Raw genomic sequence first — 19,438 nt, 5'->3', positions numbered from 1 at the left:
GGCCCACCTTGCCTTCGCGCCGCCCCTGCGGCACACGGACCTCCCGCACAGGAGGCGCCACCATGGCCGGCAAGGATGTTCCCGTTTCCCCGCTCGCGCCGAAGCGCCAGCCCAAGGTTCCGCCGGTTCCCGGCGTGCGCTTCGCCACCGCCGAGGCGGGCATCAAGTACAAGGGCCGCACCGATGTCTGGCTCGCGTTGCTCGACGAGGGCACGCAGGTCGCCGGCGTCTTCACCCGCTCGAAATGCCCCTCCGCGCCGGTCGACTGGTGCCGCGAGAACCTGAAGCAGGGCTCGGCGCGAGCCGTCGTCGTCAATTCCGGCAACGCCAACGCCTTCACCGGGCTGAAGGGCCGCGACTCCGTCGCGATGACCGCGAAGATCGCGGCCAAGGCCGCGGGCTGCAAGCCGCAGGAGGTCTTCATCGCCTCGACCGGCGTGATCGGCGAGCCGCTCGACGCAAGCAAGTTCGAGGGCGTGCTCGAGGCTTGCGCCAGGCGCGTCGCGGACGGCCCCTGGATCGATGCCGCGCGCGCGATCATGACCACCGACACCTTCCCCAAGGCGCTCTCGCGCAAGGCCAAGATCGACGGCCATGAGGTCGTGCTCGCCGGTATCGCCAAGGGCGCCGGCATGATCGCGCCCGACATGGCGACGATGCTATCCTTCGTCTTCACGGATGCGCCGATCGCCGCGCCCGTGCTGCAGGCGCTGCTGTCGAAGGGCGTCAAGGGCTCCTTCAACGCCGTCACCGTCGACAGCGACACCTCGACCTCGGACACGTTGATGCTGTTCGCCACGGGCAAGGCGGCGGCGCGCGGCGTTCCCGCGATCACCGAGATCGGTGACGCGCGGCTCTCGGGCTTCAAGCGCGCGCTGAATTCGCTGCTGCTCGAACTCGCCCATCTCGTGTGCAAGGACGGCGAGGGTGCGCGCAAATTCGTCGAGGTGCGCGTCGCGGGCGCGGCCTCGTCGCGCTCGGCCAAGCGCGTCGCGCTCTCAATCGCCAATTCGCCGCTGGTCAAGACCGCCATTGCCGGCGAGGACGCCAATTGGGGCCGCGTCGTCATGGCCGTCGGCAAGGCCGGCGAGCCCGCCGACCGCGACCGCCTCGACATCTCCTTCGGCGACATCATGGTGGCGCAGCAGGGCGCGCGGGCGCCGTCCTATGACGAGGCCGCCGTCTCCGCCTATATGAAGGGCGAGCATATCGTCATCACCGCCGATCTCGGGCTGGGACGCGGCAAGGCCACGGTCTGGACCTGCGACCTGACCAAGGCCTATGTCGAGATTAACGGCGACTACCGGTCCTAGATGACTCACCGTCATTGCGAGCGCAGCGAAGCAATCCAGGCGTTTGCGCGATCCCTCTGGATTGCTTCGCTGCGCTCGCAATGACGGAGCAGGCCCGCCCCAACCCCAGCCGCGCCTTCGTCGTCGGGCATCTGCTGGTCTGCTCGTTTTTCTGGGGCTCGAGCTTCCTGTTCATCAAGCTGATGGGCGGCGCGATCCCGCCGCTCGTGCTCGCCGCCGGGCGCGGGCTGATCGGGGCGGCGGCGCTCGCGGCCTATGTCGTCTGGCTGCGCCAAAGCCCGATCCCGCGCCGCGACGAGATCCGGCACTGGCTGGTGCTGGGCACGACCAATGGCTGGGTGCCCAACGTCCTCGTCGCCTATGCGCTGGTGCAGCTCGCCAGCGGCCCGGCCGCGATGATTCAGGCCGGCGGGCCGCTGGTGACGGCGGTCTTCGCGCATGTCCTGTTCGCCGAGGAGCGGATGGGGCCGCGCCGGCTCGTCGGCATCGGGCTCGGCATGGCCGGTGTCGCGCTGCTGATCGGCCCGCGCCTGGTCGAGGGTGGCGGCACCGCGCTCGGCGTGCTCGCCATGGTCGGCGTCATGCTGGGCTACAGCATCGGCAATCTCTATGCCCGCGCCATCCCCGCCTCGGCGGGCGATCCGGCGCGGCTGGCGCTCGGGCAGCAGGTGGTCTCGGGCCTCGTCGCGCTCGCGCTGACGCTGGTCTTCGCCGGCCCTGCCGCCTTCGCACCGATGGCGGACCATGTCCCGGCCATGCTGGCGCTCGGCCTGCTCGCCACCGCCGTGCCGATGGCGGTGTTCATGCGGCTGATCCGCGCCGCGGGGCCGACACGGGCGGCGATGACCGGCTATCTCGTGCCGACGGTGGCGACGATCCTGGGCATCGTCGTGCTCGGGGAAACGCTGGAGTTGCGGCAGATCCTCGGCGGTTGCATCATCCTCGCCGGCGTCTTCCTGGTGACGACGTCGCAGCGTGCGGCCAGGTCTGCTTGAGAGGACGAGCGGCATGAGGATCGGGCTGGGGGTCGTTCTCGCCTTGGCGTTGTCCGCTTGCGTCGAGCGCAAGCCGGCGACCGTCGCGTTTTCAGCCGACGAGGCGGCCTTCATCAGGAAGACCGGCACGACCACGATCACCGGCCACGCCTTCCGCACCAAGCCGAGCGGTGCGGTCGTGAACGCGGCCGGGCAGCTGGTGCGCCTCGTGCCGGCCACGAACTACTCGCGGGAGCGCTTCGCCAATTTCTACGGCACGCGCAAATTCGTGCCGCATCGCGGCTATCCCCGCGACGACAACCCCGATCCCGCCTATGGCGAGTACACCCGCACCACCAAGGCGGAATCGAATGGCCGCTTCGCCTTCGAAAAGGTGGCGCCGGGCGATTATTTCGTCACCACCCAGGTGATCTGGGGCGACGATGATGCCCTCTCGCGCGAAGGCGGCTCGGTCTATGACAGCGTCACCGTGACGGGTAAGGAGACGCAGCCCCTGCACGTCATCCTCTCCGGCTACTGAGTCCAACCCGTGAAGCTTCTCCTCGTCGTCGCCTGCGCCCTGATCGATTCCGACAACCGTGTGCTCGTCGCGCAGCGGCCGCAGGGCAAGGCGCTGGCCGGGCTGTGGGAGTTTCCCGGCGGCAAGCTGGAGGCGGGCGAGCGGCCCGAGCCGGCACTGATCCGCGAGCTGTCCGAGGAACTCGGCATCACCGTCAAGGAGGAGTGCCTGGCGCCGCTGACCTTCGCCAGCTTCGCCTATCCCGAGTTCCACCTGTTGATGCCGCTCTATATCTGCCGGCGCTGGGAGGGGCAGGTCGCCTCCCGCGAGGCGCAGGCGCTGAAATGGGTCCGCCCCGGCAAGCTGCGGGAGTTGGCCATGCCGCCCGCCGACGAGCCGCTGATCCCGCATCTGATCGATCTGCTGGGTGCGTGAGCCCGGCTCAGTACCGCTCCGGCAGACCGAGCTTCGCCCATTGGCTGCGCGGCACCGGCTCGCCGACGCGGAACTCGAAGGCGAGGACGGCTGCCTGATCGGGGCTGAATTCGCAGCGGAAGTTCAGATCATACCATCGACGCTTGCTGCGGAACGCCGCGCTTTCGGCGATCAGGATGCGCCCCGTCAGCTTCGTTTCACCCTTGGCATAGGCCGTCACCCGGTCCGGCTCGAAATCGCTCTTCCAGGCATGGATCTGGCTCATAGCCTCCAGACCGCAGAGCTGCTCGGCGCGCTCATCCGCCGCCAGAAGCGGCAGCATCTCCCGCGCCTGACGGCTCAGGGGATGAGCGAGCGCGTCAGTTGCCATCATCCTGTTCGCCTTGACCATGCCGCCCGGCTCGGCCGGTGGCGCCGCTTCGACGCTCTGCAACGGGACGGCTGGGCCGCTCGGCGGCGCCTCAACCGGCCGGGGCTGGGTCATCGTGTCGAATTCGCGCGGAGTCAGCAATTGGACATCGACGCTGGTCTCGGCTTGAGGCGCCACCTCGATCAACGGCCGGATCGACAGCGACCCGAGCGCGGCCAGAAGCAGGAGATGCAACAGGGTCGCGCCGGCCAAGGCGGGACGGTACGTCCCGATACGCGCGCCCACAGCTCGCATTCACCACACCGGCAAGGCGAAGGCGGTCATCATCGCGAGGGGATTGGACGTCACCCAACGGCTCCGTTGTGTCTGCCGTTCGGCCAGGCGAAAGGCGCTCCAGAAATCGACGATTTTGCGGCGGGCGAGCCAGAGCGACGCCTTCTTACCGGTCGAATCGCGAGGACATCAACTCTGGTTCACCAACCGACCGTCATCCTGGGCGACCGCAGGTCGACCGGGATCCATCATAGGGCAGAGACGGCGCCCTATGATGGATCCCGGTCTGCGCCGCTGCGCGGCTTGCCCAGGATGACGGGGGTGGTTCAACCACGGAAGAGGGTGTGACGATATCAGTGGCGTGTCGGGCGCGGTCAGGCCTCGTCATGAGCGACCGGGACGGCCACGTCCCTCGCCAGCTGAAACCGCTCGAACCGCGCCAGCTCCGCCTCGATCAGCGCCTTGCGCTCCGGGCTCTCCTGCCCCTCCAGCCAGCTCCATTGCTGGATCAGGAGCTGCCCCGCCTGGCGGTCGGTCTTCAAATCGAGCACCGCCACGACCGCGTCGCCGATCAGCACCGGCAGGCCGAAATAGCCGAAGACGCGCTTCTCTTTCGGCAGATAGGCCTCGAAAGCATGGGCATAGCCGAAGACCAGCTTCAGCCGCTTGCGCTGGATGATCAGCGGGTCGAAGGGCGAGAGAATGTGGACGAGATCGGGCGGCAGTGCCGCGGCTTCCGGCCCCTCGCGCGGCATCCAGTGCGGCACGGTCGAGTCTTCGATTCCGACCGGCAGCAGCTCGCGGCGCTTGACGCGGGCCTCGATCAGCTCCGCCACCGCCGCCTTTGCGGGCGCGTCGAGATGGCAGATCGAGTCGAGGCTGACGACGCCTTGCGCGCGCAGCGCCCGGTCGAGCCTGTAGGCCGTGACCTGCCGTTCCGATGCCGGCGTCGGGCGTTTCTCCCAGCCGAAATGCCGGTCCGTCAGCTCATAGGTCTTGAGCATGCCGGCGCGAGCCGAAATCACCAGATCACCATCGTAGAAGGCGCGCTCCAGCAGGCCCTTGGAAGGCTTCTTGCTGGCCCAGAGATGGGCCTTCTCGACCAGCACGTCGCTGTCGATGTCGCGGATGGTCAGCGGCCCGTCCTTGCGGATGCGGGCGAGCAGCTTGCGCGCCTCCTCGCGCCCGCCGACGGCCGACCAGCGCTTGGGCTCTGCCCGATGGGCCTTCATCGCCCCGAGGAAGAAGCGGATGTCGCGCAGCGGCACATAGGAGAGCGCATGGGTCCAGTATTCGAAGACGCTTCTGTCGAGCGACTGCGCCTGCGCCAGATGGCCCCGCTCATAGGAGGGGATGCGGCTGAACAGGATGTGGTGGTGGCAGCGCTCGATCACGTTGATCGTGTCGATCTGGACATAGCCGAGATGCTCGACCGCGGCCTTCGTCGCCTGCGCGCCCGCGCCGAAGGGCTCGCGCGCGTCGAGCCGCTGCGCCTGCAGCCAGAGCCGCCGCGCCTGCTCGCGCGAGAGGGTGATCGTCTTGGGCGGGCGGGGCGGCATGGCAGGCCTATGCTGAGGCGTTCGGGGAATGCTGACGGAGTTTAGACCGCACCGTCCAGCGCTGTGTCAGCAGACGGGGGGCTGCGGCGGTCACTTCACGTCATCCTGGACCAGCGGCGAAGCCGCGCAGGCCGGGATCCATCAGAGGGCCCGACGGTGCCCTATGATGGATCCCGGTCGACCTTTGGTCGCCCAGGATGACGCCGCCGTTGTGCGAGATCCTCAGATGGAGGCCGTCACCCCATCAAGCGCCGCTCGACAGCGCCTCGCGCAGCGCCTCCGGCGTCACCTCCGCCATCGCCATGGCCAGTTTGAAGGCTTTCGTCTTCTCGCCGGGGTTCATCAGCAGGATCACCGTCTCGGTTCCGGGACAGGCGGGATCGGCGCAGAAGATCTCGTTGACGGCAATCGCGGCCTCCTCCGGGAGGCCGGCGATCTCGCGCAACAGCTCTTTCACGCGGTTGGCCTGTGCCGCCGCTTCGCTCTTGTCGGGCCCGCCCTTGCCGAAGAGGCCGAAGCGCATCGCCGCGCTCTAAGCCGCGGGCAGCGTCAGCACGCCGGCCGCACCGTCTTCCGTGCCGAAGGCGAGGCGCTTGCCGCCCTTGTCCCAGGCGAAAGCGGTGATACCGCTGCCGCGCAGAGCCGGGCGCACCAGAAGCTCCGAGGCGTCGGTCAGGCGGATCATCAGGATGCAGCCATCGTCATAGCCGACCGCCAGAACCAGCGCCTTGGGATGGAAGGCGACGCGGGTGACCTTGGCATGGCGGGCGCCGCATTCGCGCGGCGCCTTGCCCTGCGGGCCCTCGCCCTGGAAGGGCCAGACGATCGCGGCATCCGCCCCGCTGGAGGCGAGCCACAGCCCGTCATGCGACCAGGACAGCGAGCGCGGCTTGGCCGGATAGCCGGTCATCCGCATATGGCTCGGCTTCTCGCCCAGCCGCCAGCCATGCAGCGCGTTCTCCGGCATCGAGGAGACGACGAAGCGCCCGTCCGGCGACCACACGACGTCGAGATGGGCGCCCTTCCATTCAAGGAATTCGGGCTTGGTCTCCGTCGCCGGATACCAGAGGCTCACCCCGTTCATCTGGCCTATCGCGAGCCGAAAACCCTTGGGCGCGAACACCAGACCCTGCGGCGTCGTGCCGACATCGAGCGAGCGGATCTTGCCCTTGTCGTCGCGGGCATGGACGGTCTTGCCGGTGTTCCAGGCGATGCTGCCGGAGCCCGAAAGCGCCACCGCATCGACCCAGCGGCGCTTCTCGTCGCGCGCGATCTCGGTGGAGGTGCCGTCGGCCGCGGTCGCGACGACGCGGCCGTCATCGCCGCCGGTGATCAGACGCTCGCCATCGCTGCAGGTGCAGAGGACGCCGCCGGCATGGACCTCGGCTGTTTCGAGCGCGCCCTCGTTCCAGCGCAGCACGCGACCGTCGGCGAGCGCGAGCGCCAGCGTCGATTTGAGCCAATGGGCGCCGACGACATGCGCCCCGGCCTCGACGGGAACGACATGCTCGCGCAGCGAGACGGGGGCGGTGGTCGTGTTCATGGGCGGGGTCTAGCAAAATCCAGGCAGAGGGAAACCATTATCGAACCAGACCATCTCCGCGCCGTCATCCTGCGCGACCGCAGGTCGTCCCGGGATCCATCCTAGGGCGCCGTTGCAGGCTAGGATGGATCCCGGCCTGCGCGGCTTCGCCGCTTGTCCAGGATGACGGCCGATGGGTCCAACGACAGCTAGTAACGTTACGCCGCGCAGGCCTCGAAGCCCTGGCGCAGTTCGTTCTCGTTGAGGTCGCGGCCGATGATGACGAGGCGCGAGGAGCGGGTCTCGCCTGCCTTCCAGTCGCGCTGGAGATCGCCGTCCAGGATCATGTGGACGCCCTGGAAGACGAAGCGGCGCGGCTCGCCCTTGAAGGCGAGGATGCCCTTGGAGCGCAGGATGTTGGGCCCCTGCGCCTGGCTGACATCGTTGATCCAGGGCATGAACTTCTCGGGGTCGACATCGCCGGGGATCGTGAAGGACATCGAGCGCACCTCGTCCGAATGATGGTGGTGATGGCCCGATTCGAGGAAATCCGGCTCGATGTCGAGGATGCGGTCGAGATCAAAGGCGTTGCGATCGAGCAATTGGTCGATCGGCACATCGCAGCGGGTGGTCCGGTGCAGCTTGGCATAGGGGTTGATGGCGCGTATCGCGGCCTCGACCGAGGCAAGTTCCTCCGGCGTCACCAGATCCACCTTGTTGAGCACGATGACGTCGGCAAACGCGATCTGGTTCTTGGCCTCCGGCGCATCTTTGAGCCGATCCTTGAGCCATTTCGCGTCGGTCACGGTGATGACGGCATCGAGCTTGGTGGCGTCGCCGACATCCTGGTCGACGAAGAAGGTCTGCGCGACGGGGGCGGGATCGGCAAGGCCCGTCGTCTCGACGATGATCGCGTCGAACTTGCCCTTGCGCTTCATCAGCCCGTCGAGAATGCGGATCAGGTCGCCGCGAACGGTGCAGCAGATGCAGCCATTGTTCATCTCGAAGACCTCCTCGTCGGCGCCGACGACGAGGTCGCCATCGATGCCGGCCTCGCCGAACTCGTTGACGATGACGGCGAACTTCTTGCCGTGGTCCTCGGTGAGGATGCGGTTCAGCAGCGTGGTCTTGCCAGCGCCCAGATAGCCGGTGAGCACCGTGACGGGAATTTTCTCGGACATGGGTGTGACCCTTGGTTCTTCAAACGGCGGTGCCGGAGCGCTCGTCGCGCCCCGGCTTGAGACACCTCCAGCCCTCATCCTGAGGAGAAGCAGCAAGGCTTCGTCTCGAAGGATGCTCCAGCGCGCTCTGGACCATCCTTCGAGACGCCGCTTCGCGGCTCCTCAGGATGAGGGCTGGCATGTGAGGGCCGACGATCAGGCCGGGCCGGCGGCGAGCGCCTTTTCGATCTGGCTTATATTGTGTTTCATCATCGCGATGTAAGTCCCGGCCGGACCGGCAGCGTCCGACAGCGCGTCGGAAAAGATCCGACCGCCGACCTTGGCGCCGCTCTCCTTGGCGATCCGCTCGACGAGGCGCGGATTGGTGACGTTCTCGAGGAAGACGGCGGGGATCTTCTCCGCCTTGATCTGCCGGATGATGCGGCCGACATCCCTGGCCGAGGCCTCGGCCTCGGTCGAGACGCCCTGCGGCGAGACGAACTCGACGCCATAGGCCTTGACGAAGTAGCCGAAGGCGTCGTGCGAGGTGATCGCCTTGCGGCGATCGGCCGGAATGCGCGCGACCGCGGCCCTGATCTCGGCCTCGACGGCATCGAGCTGGGCGAGATAGCGCGTCGCATTGGCCTCGTAGCTCGCCTGGCCGGCCGGATCGGCCTTCACCAGTGCATCGCGGATGTTGGCGACGTAGATCCTGGCGTTGGCGACGCTCTGCCAGGCATGCGGATCGTCCTGGCCGGCATGGTTGTGGCCATGCTTGTCCTTCTTGCCGTGGTCGTGATCATCCGCTTCGTTCCGCAGCGGCGTGATGCCGGTGGTCGCGGTCGCGATCGTCGCCTTGGTGCCGGAGGACTTGATCAGCCGGGTGATCCAGCCCTCGAATTTCAGCCCGTTGACGACGACGAGCTTCGCCCCGGCCATCGCTTTCGCATCGGCCGGCGTCGGCGAATAGACATGGGCGTCGCCATTGGCGCCGACGAGCGTGGTCAGCGCGACGCGGTCGCCGCCGACCTCCTTCACGAAGTCGCCGAGGATCGAGAAGCTCGCGACGACGGGCAGTTTCTCCTGTGCGGTGGCGGTCATCGGCGCCTGGGCGAGGATGAGCCCGGCGGCGAGGGCGCCGAGAAGGGCGCGACGGTTCGGCATGGAAGCCTCCAGAGACAATGAAACACTATAACATAACTACGCCCGAAAATGGCGGCGCGGCAAGAGGCGACGGGCGAGCCCGCCCTGCGTGCCGAGCAGGAGCGAGCCGAGATAGAGCGCCCCCGCAGCCAGGATGATCGCCGGCCCCGCCGGGAGATTGCTGCCCGCCGAATAGGACATCACCAGCCCCGCATAGCCCGCGACCATGCCGAAACCGCTGGCGAGCAGGATCAGGCGGGTGATGTCGGCGGTCCAGAAGCGCGCGGCGGCGGCCGGCAGCATCATCAGCCCGACCGCCAGCAGCGTGCCCAGCGCATGGAAGCCGGCCACCAGATTGAGCACGACGAGCCCGAGGAAGGTCAGATGCACGAGGCCGCCGGAGCGGCTGACCGAGCGCAGGAAGCCGGGATCGACGCATTCCATCACCAGCGGGCGATAGAGCGCCGCGAGTGTCATGAGCGAGATGGTCGCCACGCCCGAGAGCAGGATCAGCACGTCGTCGTCCAGCGCCAGCACATTGCCGAACAGGACATGGAACAGGTCGACCGCCGAGCCGCGCAGCGAGACGATGGTGACGCCGAGCGCCAGCGAGATCAGGTAGAAGGCGGCGAGCGAGGCATCCTCCTTGATCACCGTGACGCGCGCCACGGCCCCCGCCGCGAGCGCCACCGCAAAACCCGCCGCGAGCCCGCCCAGCGTCATCGCCGGCAGCGAGAAGCCGGCGACGAGATAGCCGATCGCGGCACCGGGCAGGATGGCATGGGCCATCGCGTCGCCGGTCAGGCTCATCCGCCGGAGCATCAGGAACACGCCGATCGCGCCGCCCGACACCGACAGCGCGACGACGCCGACCAGCGCCCGGCGCATGAAGTCGAATTCGGCGAAGGGGCCGATGAAGAGGTCGTAGAGCATCGGCTTTTTCTTCTTCCGCCTTCTCAGCCCTCATCCTGAGGAGCCGCGAAGCGGCGTCTCGAAGGATGCTCCAGGAGGCTCCCGCACACACTGGAGCATCCTTCGAGACGTCCTCCTGTGGAGCGCTCCTCAGGATGAGGGCTGAGGGAACATCAATGGTTGGGCAGCATCACGCCGCGTCGCGCTCGCACGGCGCCGCGTGGCTGTCGAAGGCCTCGACCATCCGGCGCGCCTTCAGCAGGTTGGCGGGGGTCAGCACATCGGCCGTTGCGCCCCAGGCGACGCTCTCGCGCGCCAGCAGCAGCGTCTGCGGGAAGGCGCGGCGCACCGTCTCGATGTCGTGGAGGACCGCGACGACGGTCCGGCTTTCGCCATGCCAGCGCTGCACCAGCGCCAGCAGATCAGCGGTGGTGCGGGCGTCGATGGCGGTGAAGGGCTCGTCGAGCAGGATGATGTCGGCGTCCTGCAGCAAAAGCCGCGCGAAGAGCGCGCGCTGCATCTGGCCGCCGGAAAGCGCGCCGATCGGCCGGCGCTCGAAGCCGGCGAGCCCGACGGCGGCGATCGCCGCCTCGATCTTGGCGGCGGCCCCGCCCCCGATGCGCCCGAAGATGCCGGCGCGGTTCCACAGCCCCATCGCCACGAGATCATAGACATGGATCGGGAAGGACCGGTTCGAGCTCCGCCTGCTGCGGCAGATAGGCCAGGCGCCGGCCGCGGGCCAGCGCGATGTCGCCGTCCAGCGGAGACAGCGCCCCGGCGATACCCTTGAGCAGGGTCGACTTGCCGGCACCGTTGGGGCCGACGATGGCCGTCAGGCTGCCCGTGGCGATCTCGCCCGACAGATGATGCACGGCCGGGTGCCGGTCATAGCCCAGCGTCAGATCGGTCAGCCGGATGGCGGACATGGCGGTTCCCTGCGTCACGCGATCACCGCGAAGGTCGCGATCCAGAGCAGCGCGACGACACCAGCCGCCAGGCCCATGCGCCCCAGCGCGGAGAGGCGCAGCAGCGACCAGCCCGGAGCCTGCGGGACGGCGTGGGAAACAGGATGGGTGTGCCGATCGGTCATATGCGATGATATAATGTTACGCAGGTCGATGGGCAAGCGGACTGAGAGTGCGCGTTAGGCCTCAGCTGGCACATTGCCCAACAGATTTAATGGCGTTACATATAATCGTGGATATCGTCTTCGACAGCGCCAAACGCGACGCCACGCTGCGGGAGCGCGGGCTCGATTTCGCCAGAGCAGCCGAGGTTTTCGCCGACAGGACGTTCACGCAGCCAGATCAGCGGATCGACTATGGCGAGGAGCGCTTCATCACGGCAGGCCGGCTCGACGGCCGGATCGTCGTTATCGTCTGGACATGTCGTGGCAGCGCGCGCCGCATCATCAGTATGAGGAAAGCCAATGAGCGCGAACAAGCAAGATACCAAAGTCGCCTGGGTTGATCCCGACGACGCGCCCGAATTGTCGGATGAATGGTTTGATGGCGCCGATGTTCACGATAACGGCGTGTTGATCCGTCGCGGCCGGGGAAGGCCCAGGGTTGCGAAACCCAAGCAGCAGATCACCCTGCGGCTCGATGCCGATATCATCGAACGCTTCCGGGCGACCGGCCCCGGTTGGCAGGCGCGGATCAACGAGGCACTGCGCAAGGCGGGATAAGCCGCCTCAGAACGGCAGATACTGATACAGCCAGGTCTCGGTCAGCACCTTGTCTCCGGCCTTCAGGAAACAGCGCATCTCGACCGGGTCCTGGCCCTCGACCGTCAGGTCGAACTGCGCCCGCCAGTGGCCGGGCACGTCGTTGGGCACCGCTTCGGCGAAGATGTAGGAATAGCTGCCGCGCGAGGCCGAGAGCACGACCTCGGGCTTCACGCCGAAAGGAATGGCCTCCAGCGCCGGCCCCTTGAACTCGACCATGAACTTGCGCACGCCCTTCGGCCGGGTCGTGCCGGGCTGGCCGCCATTGCCCAGCCGCGTGGCGACGACGCGGCCGAGATCGCCCTGGAAGGGCTCGTCGGCGAGCCAGTGCAGCTTGTAGCGCAGCGCATAGGTGGCGCCGGCCTTTGCCGGGCCGGCCGGCACCCACATGGCGACGATGTTGTCGTGGATCTCGTCGTCGGTCGGGATCTCGATGAGCTGGACCGCGCCCTTGCCCCAGTTCCCTTGCGTCTCGACCCACAGGCTCGGACGGCGCTCGTAGAAGACGCCGTCGAGATAATGGCCGACCTCGCGGTCGCGCTGCACCAGCCCGAAGCCGCGCGGATTCTCGTCCATGAAGGACGACGCCATGGTGCGCGGCGGGTTGTTGAGCGGGCGCAGCGCCCGCTCGCCGGCGCCCGTCCAGAGCGCGAGGCCGTCGGAATCGTGGACCTCCGGGCGCCAGTCGACCGCCGTGGTCTTGGCCTTCTCGGAGTACCAGTACATCGAGGTCAGCGGCGCGATGCCGAGCCGCTCGACATCCCGGCGCAGATGGATCTCGGTGTCGATCTCCATCGTCACGCCCTTGCCGCGATGCATGCGGAAACGATAGGCACCCGCCACGCTCGGGCCCGACAGCAACGCGTAGACGAGGACGTATTCCGCGCCGGGCTGCGGCGTCTCCAGCCAGATATGGGTGAAGTCGGGGAACTCCTCGGCCTTGCCGCCGATGGCGGGATCGATGGCGAGGCCGCGTGCCGAGAGGCCGTACTGGTAGAGCTCGCCGATGGCGCGGAAATAGGAGGCGCCGAGGAAGGCGACCCAGTCGTTCTTCTGCCAGTCGAGCTTCTCGCCCTTGCGGCCGGGATGCCCCGTGCGGCTCTCCTGGAAGCGGAAGCCCGCGAAGCCCGCACCAACAGGCAGTTCGCGGGCGGGCGAATCCGCCGGCATCTCGAAATAGCTCTCGTCATAGACGATCTCGCGGGCGCGGCCGCCCTCGACGACATGCATCCGGACCGGCTTCTGGAAGTAGCGGCCGAGATGGAAGAACGTCACCGGCCAGGGCGAGGGACCGTCCGCCCAGAGCGCCATCTCCGGCTTGAAGCGGATCTTGCCATGGGCGTCGTAGTCGATCCGCTCCAGCACGTCCGGCCGGGGGCTCGGCGGCGCCTGATAGGGCTGCGACGCCATCTCGCGGGCGCGCTGCTTCAGCGCCTCGAAGGCGAAGCTTTCCGCCTCGCCCAGACGCAGCCCCTGCTGCGCCAGCACCTCCGACGGGAAGCCCAGTGCGGCGAGCGCGGCTGTCGCAGTGGCGCCGGCCAGGAGCAGACGTCGGTCGGGACGGGGCGGACGGGCGCTGGAGGCCATGGCAAGCGGGCTCGTTCGGCTGGAGAGGCGGACCGTGGGAATTGGGGCTAGCCCGTCCCGGCCGCAAGGGCAACCGTTCCGGCGCCTTGCTCCGAATGCCGGTCAATCATGGCGAAAACATCGCCCGCCGGACGCAAATTCCGACCGGGAGCGGCTTCCCGCCTTCCATTTTGGTTTGTGCCTGATCTACAAGGGAGAGGAGACCGGCCAGGAGGCCGGCTGCCCATTGGGAGGTTAGCATGCAACGGATCACGTCCCGCCGGCGTCTCGCCGGCATCGCCACCGCGGCCCTCGTCGCGCTCGCGCCGGCCAGCGCGCGCGCCCAAGACTTCATCAACGTCCTCACGGGCGGCACCTCGGGCGTCTACTACCCGCTCGGCGTCGCGCTCTCGAAGATCTACGGCGACAAGATCAAGAACGTCCGCCCGACCGTGCAGGCCACCAAGGCCTCGGTCGAGAATCTGCAGCTGCTGCAGCAGGCCAAGGGGGAGATCGCCTTCACGCTCGGCGACTCGCTCGCCGCCGCCTGGAAGGGCGACGAGGAAGCCGGCTTCAAGACCCCGCTCAAGAAGCTGCGCGGCGTCACCGCCATCTACCCGAACTACGTCCAGATCGTCGCGTCCAAGGACAGCGGCATCAAGACCCTGGCCGATCTCAAGGGCAAGCGCCTCTCGGTCGGCGCGCCCAAATCCGGCACTGAGCTGAATGCCCGCGCGGTCCTCGCCGCGGCCGGCATGAGCTACAAGGATCTCGGCAAGGTCGAGTACCTGCCCTTCGCCGAATCCGTCGAACTGATGAAGAACCGCCAGCTCGACGCCACGCTGCAGTCGGCCGGCCTCGGCGTCGCCTCGCTGCGCGACCTCGCGACCTCGGTCGAGATCGTCGTCGTCGAGGTTCCGGCGGCCGCCGTCGAGAAGGCCGGCCCGCCCTTCGTCAAGGCGACGATCCCCGCCAACACCTATACCGGCCAGACGGCGGCGGTTCCCGCCGCGGCGGTGATGAACTACCTCGTGACCCATGAGGGCATGAAGGAAGAGACCGTCTACGAGATGACCAAGGCGATCTACGAGAACCTCGGCGATCTCGGCGCCGCCCACGCCGCGGCGCGCTCGATCAAGCTCGAAGGCGCGCTGCAGGGCATGCCGATCCCGCTGCATCCGGGCGCAGCGCGCTACTTCAAGGAAAAGGGCCTGAAGGTCGGCTCCTGAGCCGAACCGACGGGCGATCGACAGGCGGGGCCGGCATGTCCGGCCCCGCCTTTTCTCTGAGCGGATGACGACGATGAGCAAAGACGAGACCCAGCCTTTGGCCGTGCCGGATATCGGCGGCATCCATGCGCAGACGCCGGCCGTCCCGGTCGATCCGGAGCATGGACTGCCTCCCGGCTTCGGCGCGGGCTGGCAGGGTCGCCTGCTGTTCTGGATCGCCATCGCCTTCTCGCTGTTCCAGATCGCCACCGCCTTCAACGTCCCGCTCGACCATCGCGTCTCGGGCGTGACCCTCGTCGATGGGCTGCGTCTGACCATGGCGGCCTGGGCCGTCGCGATCCTCGTCCGGGCCGCCCGCTCCCGGCCCTGGCTCGAGATGCTGCTCGCCTTCCTGCCGATGCTGGTCGTCGTCGAGCTGCTGGCCCGCTTCGGCGGCTCGCTGCCCAACCAGATCCTCCGGGCGCTGCATGTCGGCTTCCTCTGCCTCGTCGCCGGCGGCCTCCTCGCCCAGCACAAGAGCCATGGCCGCCTCGCCGTCGTCTCGGCTTGGGCGCTGGCCGGCATCGGCTTCGCGATCGGCCTCTATCACTGGGTCCTTTATGAGGAACTGGTGGCGCGCGCCGGCGAGGTGACGCCGGCCGACCTCGTCGTCGGCATCGCGGCGATCGCGGTTCTCTTCGTCATCTGCTGGCGTTTCATGGGGCCGGCCCTGCCCATCGTCTCGGGCCTCTTCCTCGCGTACTGCCTGTTCGGGCAATGGCTGCCCGCTCCGCTCAACCACCGCGGCTACTCGCTGGAGCAGGTGATCGAGCACATGTCCTTCGGCACGGAGGGCATCTACGCCACCCCGACGGGCGTCTCCGCCACCTTCATCTTCCTCTTCATCCTGTTCGGCTCCTTCCTCGAGCGGGCCGGGATGATCCAGCTCTTCACCGACATCGCCATGGGGCTGTTCGGCAGCGCCCGCGGCGGTCCGGCCAAGGTCGCCGTCTTCTCCTCGGGGCTGATGGGCACGATCTCGGGCTCCGGCGTCGCCAACGTCGTCTCGACAGGCCAGTTCACGATTCCGCTGATGAAGCGCTTCGGCTATCGCGCCGCCTTCGCCGGTGGCGTCGAGGCCACAGCCTCGATGGGCGGCCAGATCATGCCGCCGGTGATGGGCGCGGTCGCCTTCATCATGGCCGAGACGATCGATGTGCCCTATGCCGACATCGTCCAGGCCGCGATCGTGCCGGCGATGCTGTATTATACGGCCGCCTTCCTGGCCGTGCATCTCGAAGCCGGCAAGCGCGGTCTCGTCGGCCTGCCGCGGGAAGAGCTGCCGGACGCCGGCAAGGCCCTGGCAACCAAGTGGTATCTCATCGTGCCGCTGGCGGTGCTGGTCTACCTGCTGTTCTCCGGCTACACACCGCTCTTCTCGGGCTCTGTCGGGCTCGCGCTGACCGTGGTGCTGATCCTGGGTGGCTCGCTGGCGCTGGGCATCGGGCCGATCGCGCTGCGGGTGCTGTTCTGGGTCGGCCTCGGGCTGCTCTGCGCCTTCTTCTTCTGGTACGGCATCCTCGTGATGGTCGGGGTCGTGCTGCTGCTCGTCCTCGCCAGCCTGACGACGCGCGGCGGCACGGAGACGGTCGCCGCCTGCCGGGAGGCGCTGGCCGACGGCGCACGCCAGGCCATTCCGGTCGGCGTCGCCTGCGCCGTGGTCGGCCTCGTCATCGGCACGATGACGCTGACCGGCGTCGGCACGATCTTCGGCAACGCGGTCGTCGCGGTCGGCGAGAAGTCGCTCTTCCTGGCGCTCGTGCTGACCATGATCGTCAGCCTGATCCTCGGCATGGGCATCCCGACGATCCCGAACTACATCATCACCTCCTCGATCGCCGCACCGATCCTGCTGAAGCTCGGCGTGCCGCTGATCGTCAGCCACATGTTCGTGTTCTATTTCGGCATCATGGCGGACCTGACGCCCCCGGTCGCGCTGGCGGCCTTCGCGGCGGCGCCGATCGCCAAGGAATCCGGCTTCAGGATCTCGTTCCAGGCCGTGAAGATCGCGATGGCGGGCTTCGTCATCCCGTTCATGGCGGTCTATGATCCGGCCCTGATGCTGCAACCCGTGCAGGGCGTGACCGGCTTCGCCTACGCGCTCGGTGCCGCCTACATCATCGGCAAGGCGCTGCTGGCGATCACGCTCTGGGGCGCGGCGACGATCGGCTTCCTCAAGCGCGACATGGCGCTGTGGGAGCGGGCACTGGCGGCCGGCGCCGCGGCCTCGCTGGTGGTGGCGCTGCCGATCACCGACGAGATCGGCTTCGGCCTCGCCGCCCTGCTGATCGGCGTTCATCTCTGGCGCGCCCGGGCAACCGACCGCGCCGCGGCGGCCTGAGCGGACCGGACTCATGAGTCTGTGCCTGGCGGCCGGCACTCTCCTGGTGTCGCTGGGCGCCGGCGAGATCACGCTCGCCTGGCGTCACTCGGTCCAGAAGACGCTGTGGGAAGAGGTCTGGCGGGACACGCCGGCAGGGCTCGTCATGGCGGAAGCGCGCATCCAGGGTTCGGGCGCCGGCATGGAGGCGCCGCCGGAGGCCAGGCTCAGCGACGGTTTTTGGCGCTGGACGCCGCAGCTGCCGCCGCAGCGGGAGATCGTCATGCGCCGCTCGGGGGCGACGGCGGATTGGCAGGTCTGCATCGACGGCCGCTGCCGTCCGATGGGGGATTTCCTGCCGCCAGAGGCGGACCCGGTGATCCTGCGCGCCTGTCCGTGAGGCAGGCTTCAGCCGCCTTCGGTCAACCGCTCGACCTTGATCACGCGCCGCATCAGATTGAGCATCCCATAGGCGGCGAAGCCCGAAAACAGCGCCATCAGCACATAGCCGATGATCGGGCCGAGTTCGAACAGACCGGCGAGCGCCCAGCCGGAGGCGAGCGCGACGCCGAAGAGCTCGACGGCGATCAGGATGCCGAGCGAAACCACCAGGATGAGGTTGCGCCAGTTGGTCTGCCTTGCGGCCATGCTGTCAGTCCTCGCTAACCGCGCGCGGGCGCAGCGACTTTTCGGGCGCAAGCTCTAGCGAAGCCGGCTTCGGCATGCAACAAAATCGCGCCCTCCGCCCGAGATGGTCCCTCCCGCCGAGCTTGAAAAGACCCTGATGATCGATACGCCCGTCTTCGGTTCGGCAGCCTGCGCCGCGCCCCACCACCTCGCCTCCGAAGCCGGCCGGGCCATTCTCACCGAGGGCGGCAACGCCATCGAGGCGATGGTCGCCATGGCTGCGACCATCTCGGTGGTCTACCCGCACATGAACGCGATCGGCGGGGACGGCTTCTGGCTGATCCACGAGCCCGGCGGCAAGGTCCATGCGGTCGAGGCCTGCGGCCCGGCCGGCGCGCTCGCCACCATCGCGCGCTATCGCGACAAGGGCCATGACGTCATTCCCTCGCGCGGGCCCGATTCCGCCGTCACGGTCGCCGGCGCGATCGGGGGCTGGGAGGCGGCGCTGTCGCTGTCGAAGAGCCTGGGCGGCAAGATGCCGCTGAAGGACCTGCTGGCCGACGCCATCCGCCATTGCAGCGAGGGCTACGACATCTCTGCTTCCGAACTGCGGACCTGGCCGCAGCAGGTCGAGGCCGTGAAGGAGGCGATCGGCTTCAGCGAATTCTTCTGGCCGGGCGGCGAGCAGCCCAAGGCCGGCGCGCGCCGCAAGCCCGAGGCGCTGGGCCAGACCTTCCGCCAGCTCGCGGAGGCCGGCCTGTCGGACTTCTACCGCGGCGATGTCGGCCGCGAGATCGCGACCGATCTCGAGCGCATCGGCGCCCCTGTCACCCGCGCCGACCTGGAGGGCTACAAGGCTCGATTCGTCGCGCCGCTCTCGGTCAGGCTGCCGGGGCTGACCGTCTACAACTGCCCGCCGCCGACGCAGGGCGTCGCCTCGCTCATGATCCTCGGAATCTTCGAGCAGCTCGGCGTCTCCCGGGCCGACGGCTTCGACTACCATCACGGGTTGGTCGAGGCGACCAAGCGCGCCTTCGCCATCCGCGACCGCATCGTCACCGACCCCGCCTTCGCCACGGTCGATCCCGCCAGCGTCCTGACCGAGACGGTCTTTGCCCGCGAGGCGGCGGCGATCGACAAGCGCCGTGCCGCCGCCTGGCCGTTCAAGACCGGCGATGGCGACACCGTCTGGATGGGCGCGATCGACGGCTCGGGGCTGGCCGTCTCCTACATCCAGTCGATCTACTGGGAGTACGGTTCGGGCTGCATCCTGCCGCGCACTGGCATCAACTGGCAGAACCGCGGCGTCTCCTTCTCGCTCGATGCCAAGGCGCTGAACCCGCTGCAGCCGGGCCGCAAGCCGTTCCACACGCTGAACCCCGCCTTCGCGCGCTTCGACGATGGGCGGATCAACTCCTATGGCGCGATGGGTGGGGACGGTCAGCCGCAGTTCCAGGCGCAGATCTTGTCGCGCTACCGCTTCGGCGCTGGGCCGGCAGCGGCGGTCGACGCGCCGCGCTGGCTCTTCGGCCGGACCTGGGGGGCGGGATCGATCTCGCTCAAGCTCGAGAGCCGCTTCGACCCGATGCTGCTCGCGAGGCTGACCGGCGCCGGGCACCCGGTTCGAGGAATATTCAGAGGCCTATTCGGACCAGTTCGGCCATGCGGGCATGCTGGTGAAGCACCCGAAGGGCCATGTCGAGGCGGCACATGATCCGCGCTCCGACGGTGATGCCAAGGGCTGCTAGGG

19 protein-coding genes and 2 pseudogenes are annotated in these 19,438 nt (G+C 68.1%); 10 read left to right on the top strand and 11 right to left on the bottom strand.

The window, feature by feature from the left end; all coding sequences use genetic code 11:
* Nucleotides 1–62: 62 nt before the first annotated feature.
* From argJ to mutT, 4 genes are all read left to right on the top strand, one after another.
* Nucleotides 63–1,313 (top strand): bifunctional glutamate N-acetyltransferase/amino-acid acetyltransferase ArgJ, encoded by a 1,251-nt coding sequence (gene argJ, locus SJY11_RS04525; RefSeq protein ID WP_376985230.1) that lies wholly within the window; start codon nucleotides 63–65, stop codon nucleotides 1,311–1,313.
* A gap of 80 nt (nucleotides 1,314–1,393) precedes the next feature.
* The gene (locus tag SJY11_RS04520) at nucleotides 1,394–2,308 is read left to right on the top strand and encodes a DMT family transporter (RefSeq protein ID WP_376985229.1); all 915 of its coding nucleotides are present in this window, start codon (nucleotides 1,394–1,396) and stop codon (nucleotides 2,306–2,308) included.
* Nucleotides 2,309–2,321: 13 nt separating this feature from the next.
* On the top strand, nucleotides 2,322–2,828 hold the full coding sequence (locus tag SJY11_RS04515; RefSeq protein ID WP_376985228.1) for a carboxypeptidase regulatory-like domain-containing protein: 507 nt from the start codon (nucleotides 2,322–2,324) through the stop codon (nucleotides 2,826–2,828).
* Between the two features lie 9 nt (nucleotides 2,829–2,837).
* Entirely contained in the window at nucleotides 2,838–3,242 is a 405-nt protein-coding gene (gene mutT, locus SJY11_RS04510) for an 8-oxo-dGTP diphosphatase MutT (protein WP_326908625.1), read from the top strand.
* A gap of 7 nt (nucleotides 3,243–3,249) precedes the next feature.
* Here the strand turns inward: mutT and SJY11_RS04505 are convergent, their stop codons facing one another.
* From SJY11_RS04505 to SJY11_RS04465, 9 genes and pseudogenes are all read right to left on the bottom strand, one after another.
* Complete coding sequence (locus SJY11_RS04505) at nucleotides 3,250–3,864, bottom strand: DUF930 domain-containing protein (RefSeq protein ID WP_376985227.1); 615 nt, start codon at nucleotides 3,862–3,864, stop codon at nucleotides 3,250–3,252.
* Nucleotides 3,865–4,259: 395 nt separating this feature from the next.
* Nucleotides 4,260–5,444, bottom strand: a complete 1,185-nt coding sequence (locus SJY11_RS04500; RefSeq protein ID WP_376985226.1) for a winged helix-turn-helix domain-containing protein — start codon at nucleotides 5,442–5,444, stop codon at nucleotides 4,260–4,262.
* Between the two features lie 244 nt (nucleotides 5,445–5,688).
* Complete coding sequence (locus SJY11_RS04495; RefSeq protein ID WP_376985225.1) at nucleotides 5,689–5,967, bottom strand: hypothetical protein; 279 nt, start codon at nucleotides 5,965–5,967, stop codon at nucleotides 5,689–5,691.
* Between the two features lie 9 nt (nucleotides 5,968–5,976).
* Entirely contained in the window at nucleotides 5,977–6,987 is a 1,011-nt protein-coding gene (locus SJY11_RS04490) for a WD40 repeat domain-containing protein (RefSeq protein ID WP_376985224.1), read from the bottom strand.
* 197 nt (nucleotides 6,988–7,184) lie between these two features.
* On the bottom strand, nucleotides 7,185–8,147 hold the full coding sequence (locus SJY11_RS04485) for a CobW family GTP-binding protein (RefSeq protein ID WP_376985223.1): 963 nt from the start codon (nucleotides 8,145–8,147) through the stop codon (nucleotides 7,185–7,187).
* Between the two features lie 195 nt (nucleotides 8,148–8,342).
* Complete coding sequence (locus SJY11_RS04480) at nucleotides 8,343–9,290, bottom strand: metal ABC transporter substrate-binding protein (protein ID WP_376985222.1); 948 nt, start codon at nucleotides 9,288–9,290, stop codon at nucleotides 8,343–8,345.
* Between the two features lie 36 nt (nucleotides 9,291–9,326).
* Entirely contained in the window at nucleotides 9,327–10,202 is an 876-nt protein-coding gene (locus SJY11_RS04475) for a metal ABC transporter permease (protein ID WP_376985221.1), read from the bottom strand.
* A 169-nt stretch (nucleotides 10,203–10,371) separates the two neighbouring features.
* Nucleotides 10,372–11,107: pseudogene (gene aztA / locus SJY11_RS04470) on the bottom strand (zinc ABC transporter ATP-binding protein AztA).
* 14 nt (nucleotides 11,108–11,121) lie between these two features.
* The gene (locus SJY11_RS04465) at nucleotides 11,122–11,271 is read right to left on the bottom strand and encodes a hypothetical protein (protein ID WP_376985219.1); all 150 of its coding nucleotides are present in this window, start codon (nucleotides 11,269–11,271) and stop codon (nucleotides 11,122–11,124) included.
* 107 nt (nucleotides 11,272–11,378) lie between these two features.
* On the opposite strand from SJY11_RS04465, the gene SJY11_RS04460 reads away from it, so the two are divergent.
* Both SJY11_RS04460 and SJY11_RS04455 read left to right on the top strand, forming a co-directional pair.
* Entirely contained in the window at nucleotides 11,379–11,651 is a 273-nt protein-coding gene (locus SJY11_RS04460) for a BrnT family toxin (protein WP_376985218.1), read from the top strand.
* On the top strand, nucleotides 11,611–11,868 hold the full coding sequence (locus tag SJY11_RS04455; protein WP_291828406.1) for a BrnA antitoxin family protein: 258 nt from the start codon (nucleotides 11,611–11,613) through the stop codon (nucleotides 11,866–11,868). The genes SJY11_RS04460 and SJY11_RS04455 overlap by 41 nt, the downstream gene beginning before the upstream one ends.
* Nucleotides 11,869–11,874: 6 nt before the next feature.
* On the opposite strand, the gene SJY11_RS04450 is transcribed toward SJY11_RS04455, so the two are convergent.
* On the bottom strand, nucleotides 11,875–13,494 hold the full coding sequence (locus tag SJY11_RS04450) for an OpgD/OpgG family glucan biosynthesis protein (RefSeq protein ID WP_376985217.1): 1,620 nt from the start codon (nucleotides 13,492–13,494) through the stop codon (nucleotides 11,875–11,877).
* 239 nt (nucleotides 13,495–13,733) lie between these two features.
* On the opposite strand from SJY11_RS04450, the gene SJY11_RS04445 reads away from it, so the two are divergent.
* From SJY11_RS04445 to SJY11_RS04435, 3 genes are all read left to right on the top strand, one after another.
* Nucleotides 13,734–14,702 (top strand): TAXI family TRAP transporter solute-binding subunit, encoded by a 969-nt coding sequence (locus SJY11_RS04445; protein WP_376985216.1) that lies wholly within the window; start codon nucleotides 13,734–13,736, stop codon nucleotides 14,700–14,702.
* Nucleotides 14,703–14,775: 73 nt separating this feature from the next.
* Complete coding sequence (locus SJY11_RS04440) at nucleotides 14,776–17,082, top strand: TRAP transporter permease (RefSeq protein ID WP_376985215.1); 2,307 nt, start codon at nucleotides 14,776–14,778, stop codon at nucleotides 17,080–17,082.
* 13 nt (nucleotides 17,083–17,095) lie between these two features.
* Nucleotides 17,096–17,461 (top strand): DUF1850 domain-containing protein, encoded by a 366-nt coding sequence (locus SJY11_RS04435; protein ID WP_376985214.1) that lies wholly within the window; start codon nucleotides 17,096–17,098, stop codon nucleotides 17,459–17,461.
* Nucleotides 17,462–17,469: 8 nt separating this feature from the next.
* On the opposite strand, the gene SJY11_RS04430 is transcribed toward SJY11_RS04435, so the two are convergent.
* Nucleotides 17,470–17,709: a hypothetical protein gene (locus SJY11_RS04430; RefSeq protein ID WP_376985213.1), complete on the bottom strand. Its 240-nt coding sequence runs from the start codon at nucleotides 17,707–17,709 to the stop codon at nucleotides 17,470–17,472.
* Nucleotides 17,710–17,845: 136 nt separating this feature from the next.
* Between SJY11_RS04430 and SJY11_RS04425 the strand changes: the two are divergent.
* A pseudogene (locus SJY11_RS04425) lies at nucleotides 17,846–19,436 on the top strand (gamma-glutamyltransferase family protein).
* Nucleotides 19,437–19,438 lie beyond the last annotated feature (2 nt).

The organism is Allobosea sp. R86505 (assembly GCF_042466375.1).
Lineage (GTDB): Bacteria > Pseudomonadota > Alphaproteobacteria > Rhizobiales > Beijerinckiaceae > Allobosea.
Note: the sequence above shows the minus strand (reverse complement) of the source record. Positions and strands in the feature narration are given on the sequence as shown.

What these genes read in the sequence shown, in the direction of transcription:
- SJY11_RS04515 (WP_376985228.1), top strand. Translation starts at nt 2,322, where the DNA reads ATGAGGATCGGGCTGGGGGTCGTTCTCGCCTTGGCGTTGTCCGCTTGC.
- argJ (WP_376985230.1), top strand. Translation starts at nt 63, where the DNA reads ATGGCCGGCAAGGATGTTCCCGTTTCCCCGCTCGCGCCGAAGCGCCAG.
- SJY11_RS04440 (WP_376985215.1), top strand. Translation starts at nt 14,776, where the DNA reads ATGAGCAAAGACGAGACCCAGCCTTTGGCCGTGCCGGATATCGGCGGC.
- SJY11_RS04500 (WP_376985226.1), bottom strand. Translation starts at nt 5,444, where the DNA reads ATGCCGCCCCGCCCGCCCAAGACGATCACCCTCTCGCGCGAGCAGGCG.
- SJY11_RS04435 (WP_376985214.1), top strand. Translation starts at nt 17,096, where the DNA reads ATGAGTCTGTGCCTGGCGGCCGGCACTCTCCTGGTGTCGCTGGGCGCC.
- SJY11_RS04465 (WP_376985219.1), bottom strand. Translation starts at nt 11,271, where the DNA reads ATGACCGATCGGCACACCCATCCTGTTTCCCACGCCGTCCCGCAGGCT.
- SJY11_RS04490 (WP_376985224.1), bottom strand. Translation starts at nt 6,987, where the DNA reads ATGAACACGACCACCGCCCCCGTCTCGCTGCGCGAGCATGTCGTTCCC.
- SJY11_RS04450 (WP_376985217.1), bottom strand. Translation starts at nt 13,494, where the DNA reads ATGGCCTCCAGCGCCCGTCCGCCCCGTCCCGACCGACGTCTGCTCCTG.
- SJY11_RS04445 (WP_376985216.1), top strand. Translation starts at nt 13,734, where the DNA reads ATGCAACGGATCACGTCCCGCCGGCGTCTCGCCGGCATCGCCACCGCG.
- SJY11_RS04485 (WP_376985223.1), bottom strand. Translation starts at nt 8,147, where the DNA reads ATGTCCGAGAAAATTCCCGTCACGGTGCTCACCGGCTATCTGGGCGCT.
- SJY11_RS04475 (WP_376985221.1), bottom strand. Translation starts at nt 10,202, where the DNA reads ATGCTCTACGACCTCTTCATCGGCCCCTTCGCCGAATTCGACTTCATG.
- SJY11_RS04495 (WP_376985225.1), bottom strand. Translation starts at nt 5,967, where the DNA reads ATGCGCTTCGGCCTCTTCGGCAAGGGCGGGCCCGACAAGAGCGAAGCG.
- SJY11_RS04520 (WP_376985229.1), top strand. Translation starts at nt 1,394, where the DNA reads ATGACGGAGCAGGCCCGCCCCAACCCCAGCCGCGCCTTCGTCGTCGGG.
- SJY11_RS04455 (WP_291828406.1), top strand. Translation starts at nt 11,611, where the DNA reads ATGAGCGCGAACAAGCAAGATACCAAAGTCGCCTGGGTTGATCCCGAC.
- SJY11_RS04430 (WP_376985213.1), bottom strand. Translation starts at nt 17,709, where the DNA reads ATGGCCGCAAGGCAGACCAACTGGCGCAACCTCATCCTGGTGGTTTCG.
- SJY11_RS04480 (WP_376985222.1), bottom strand. Translation starts at nt 9,290, where the DNA reads ATGCCGAACCGTCGCGCCCTTCTCGGCGCCCTCGCCGCCGGGCTCATC.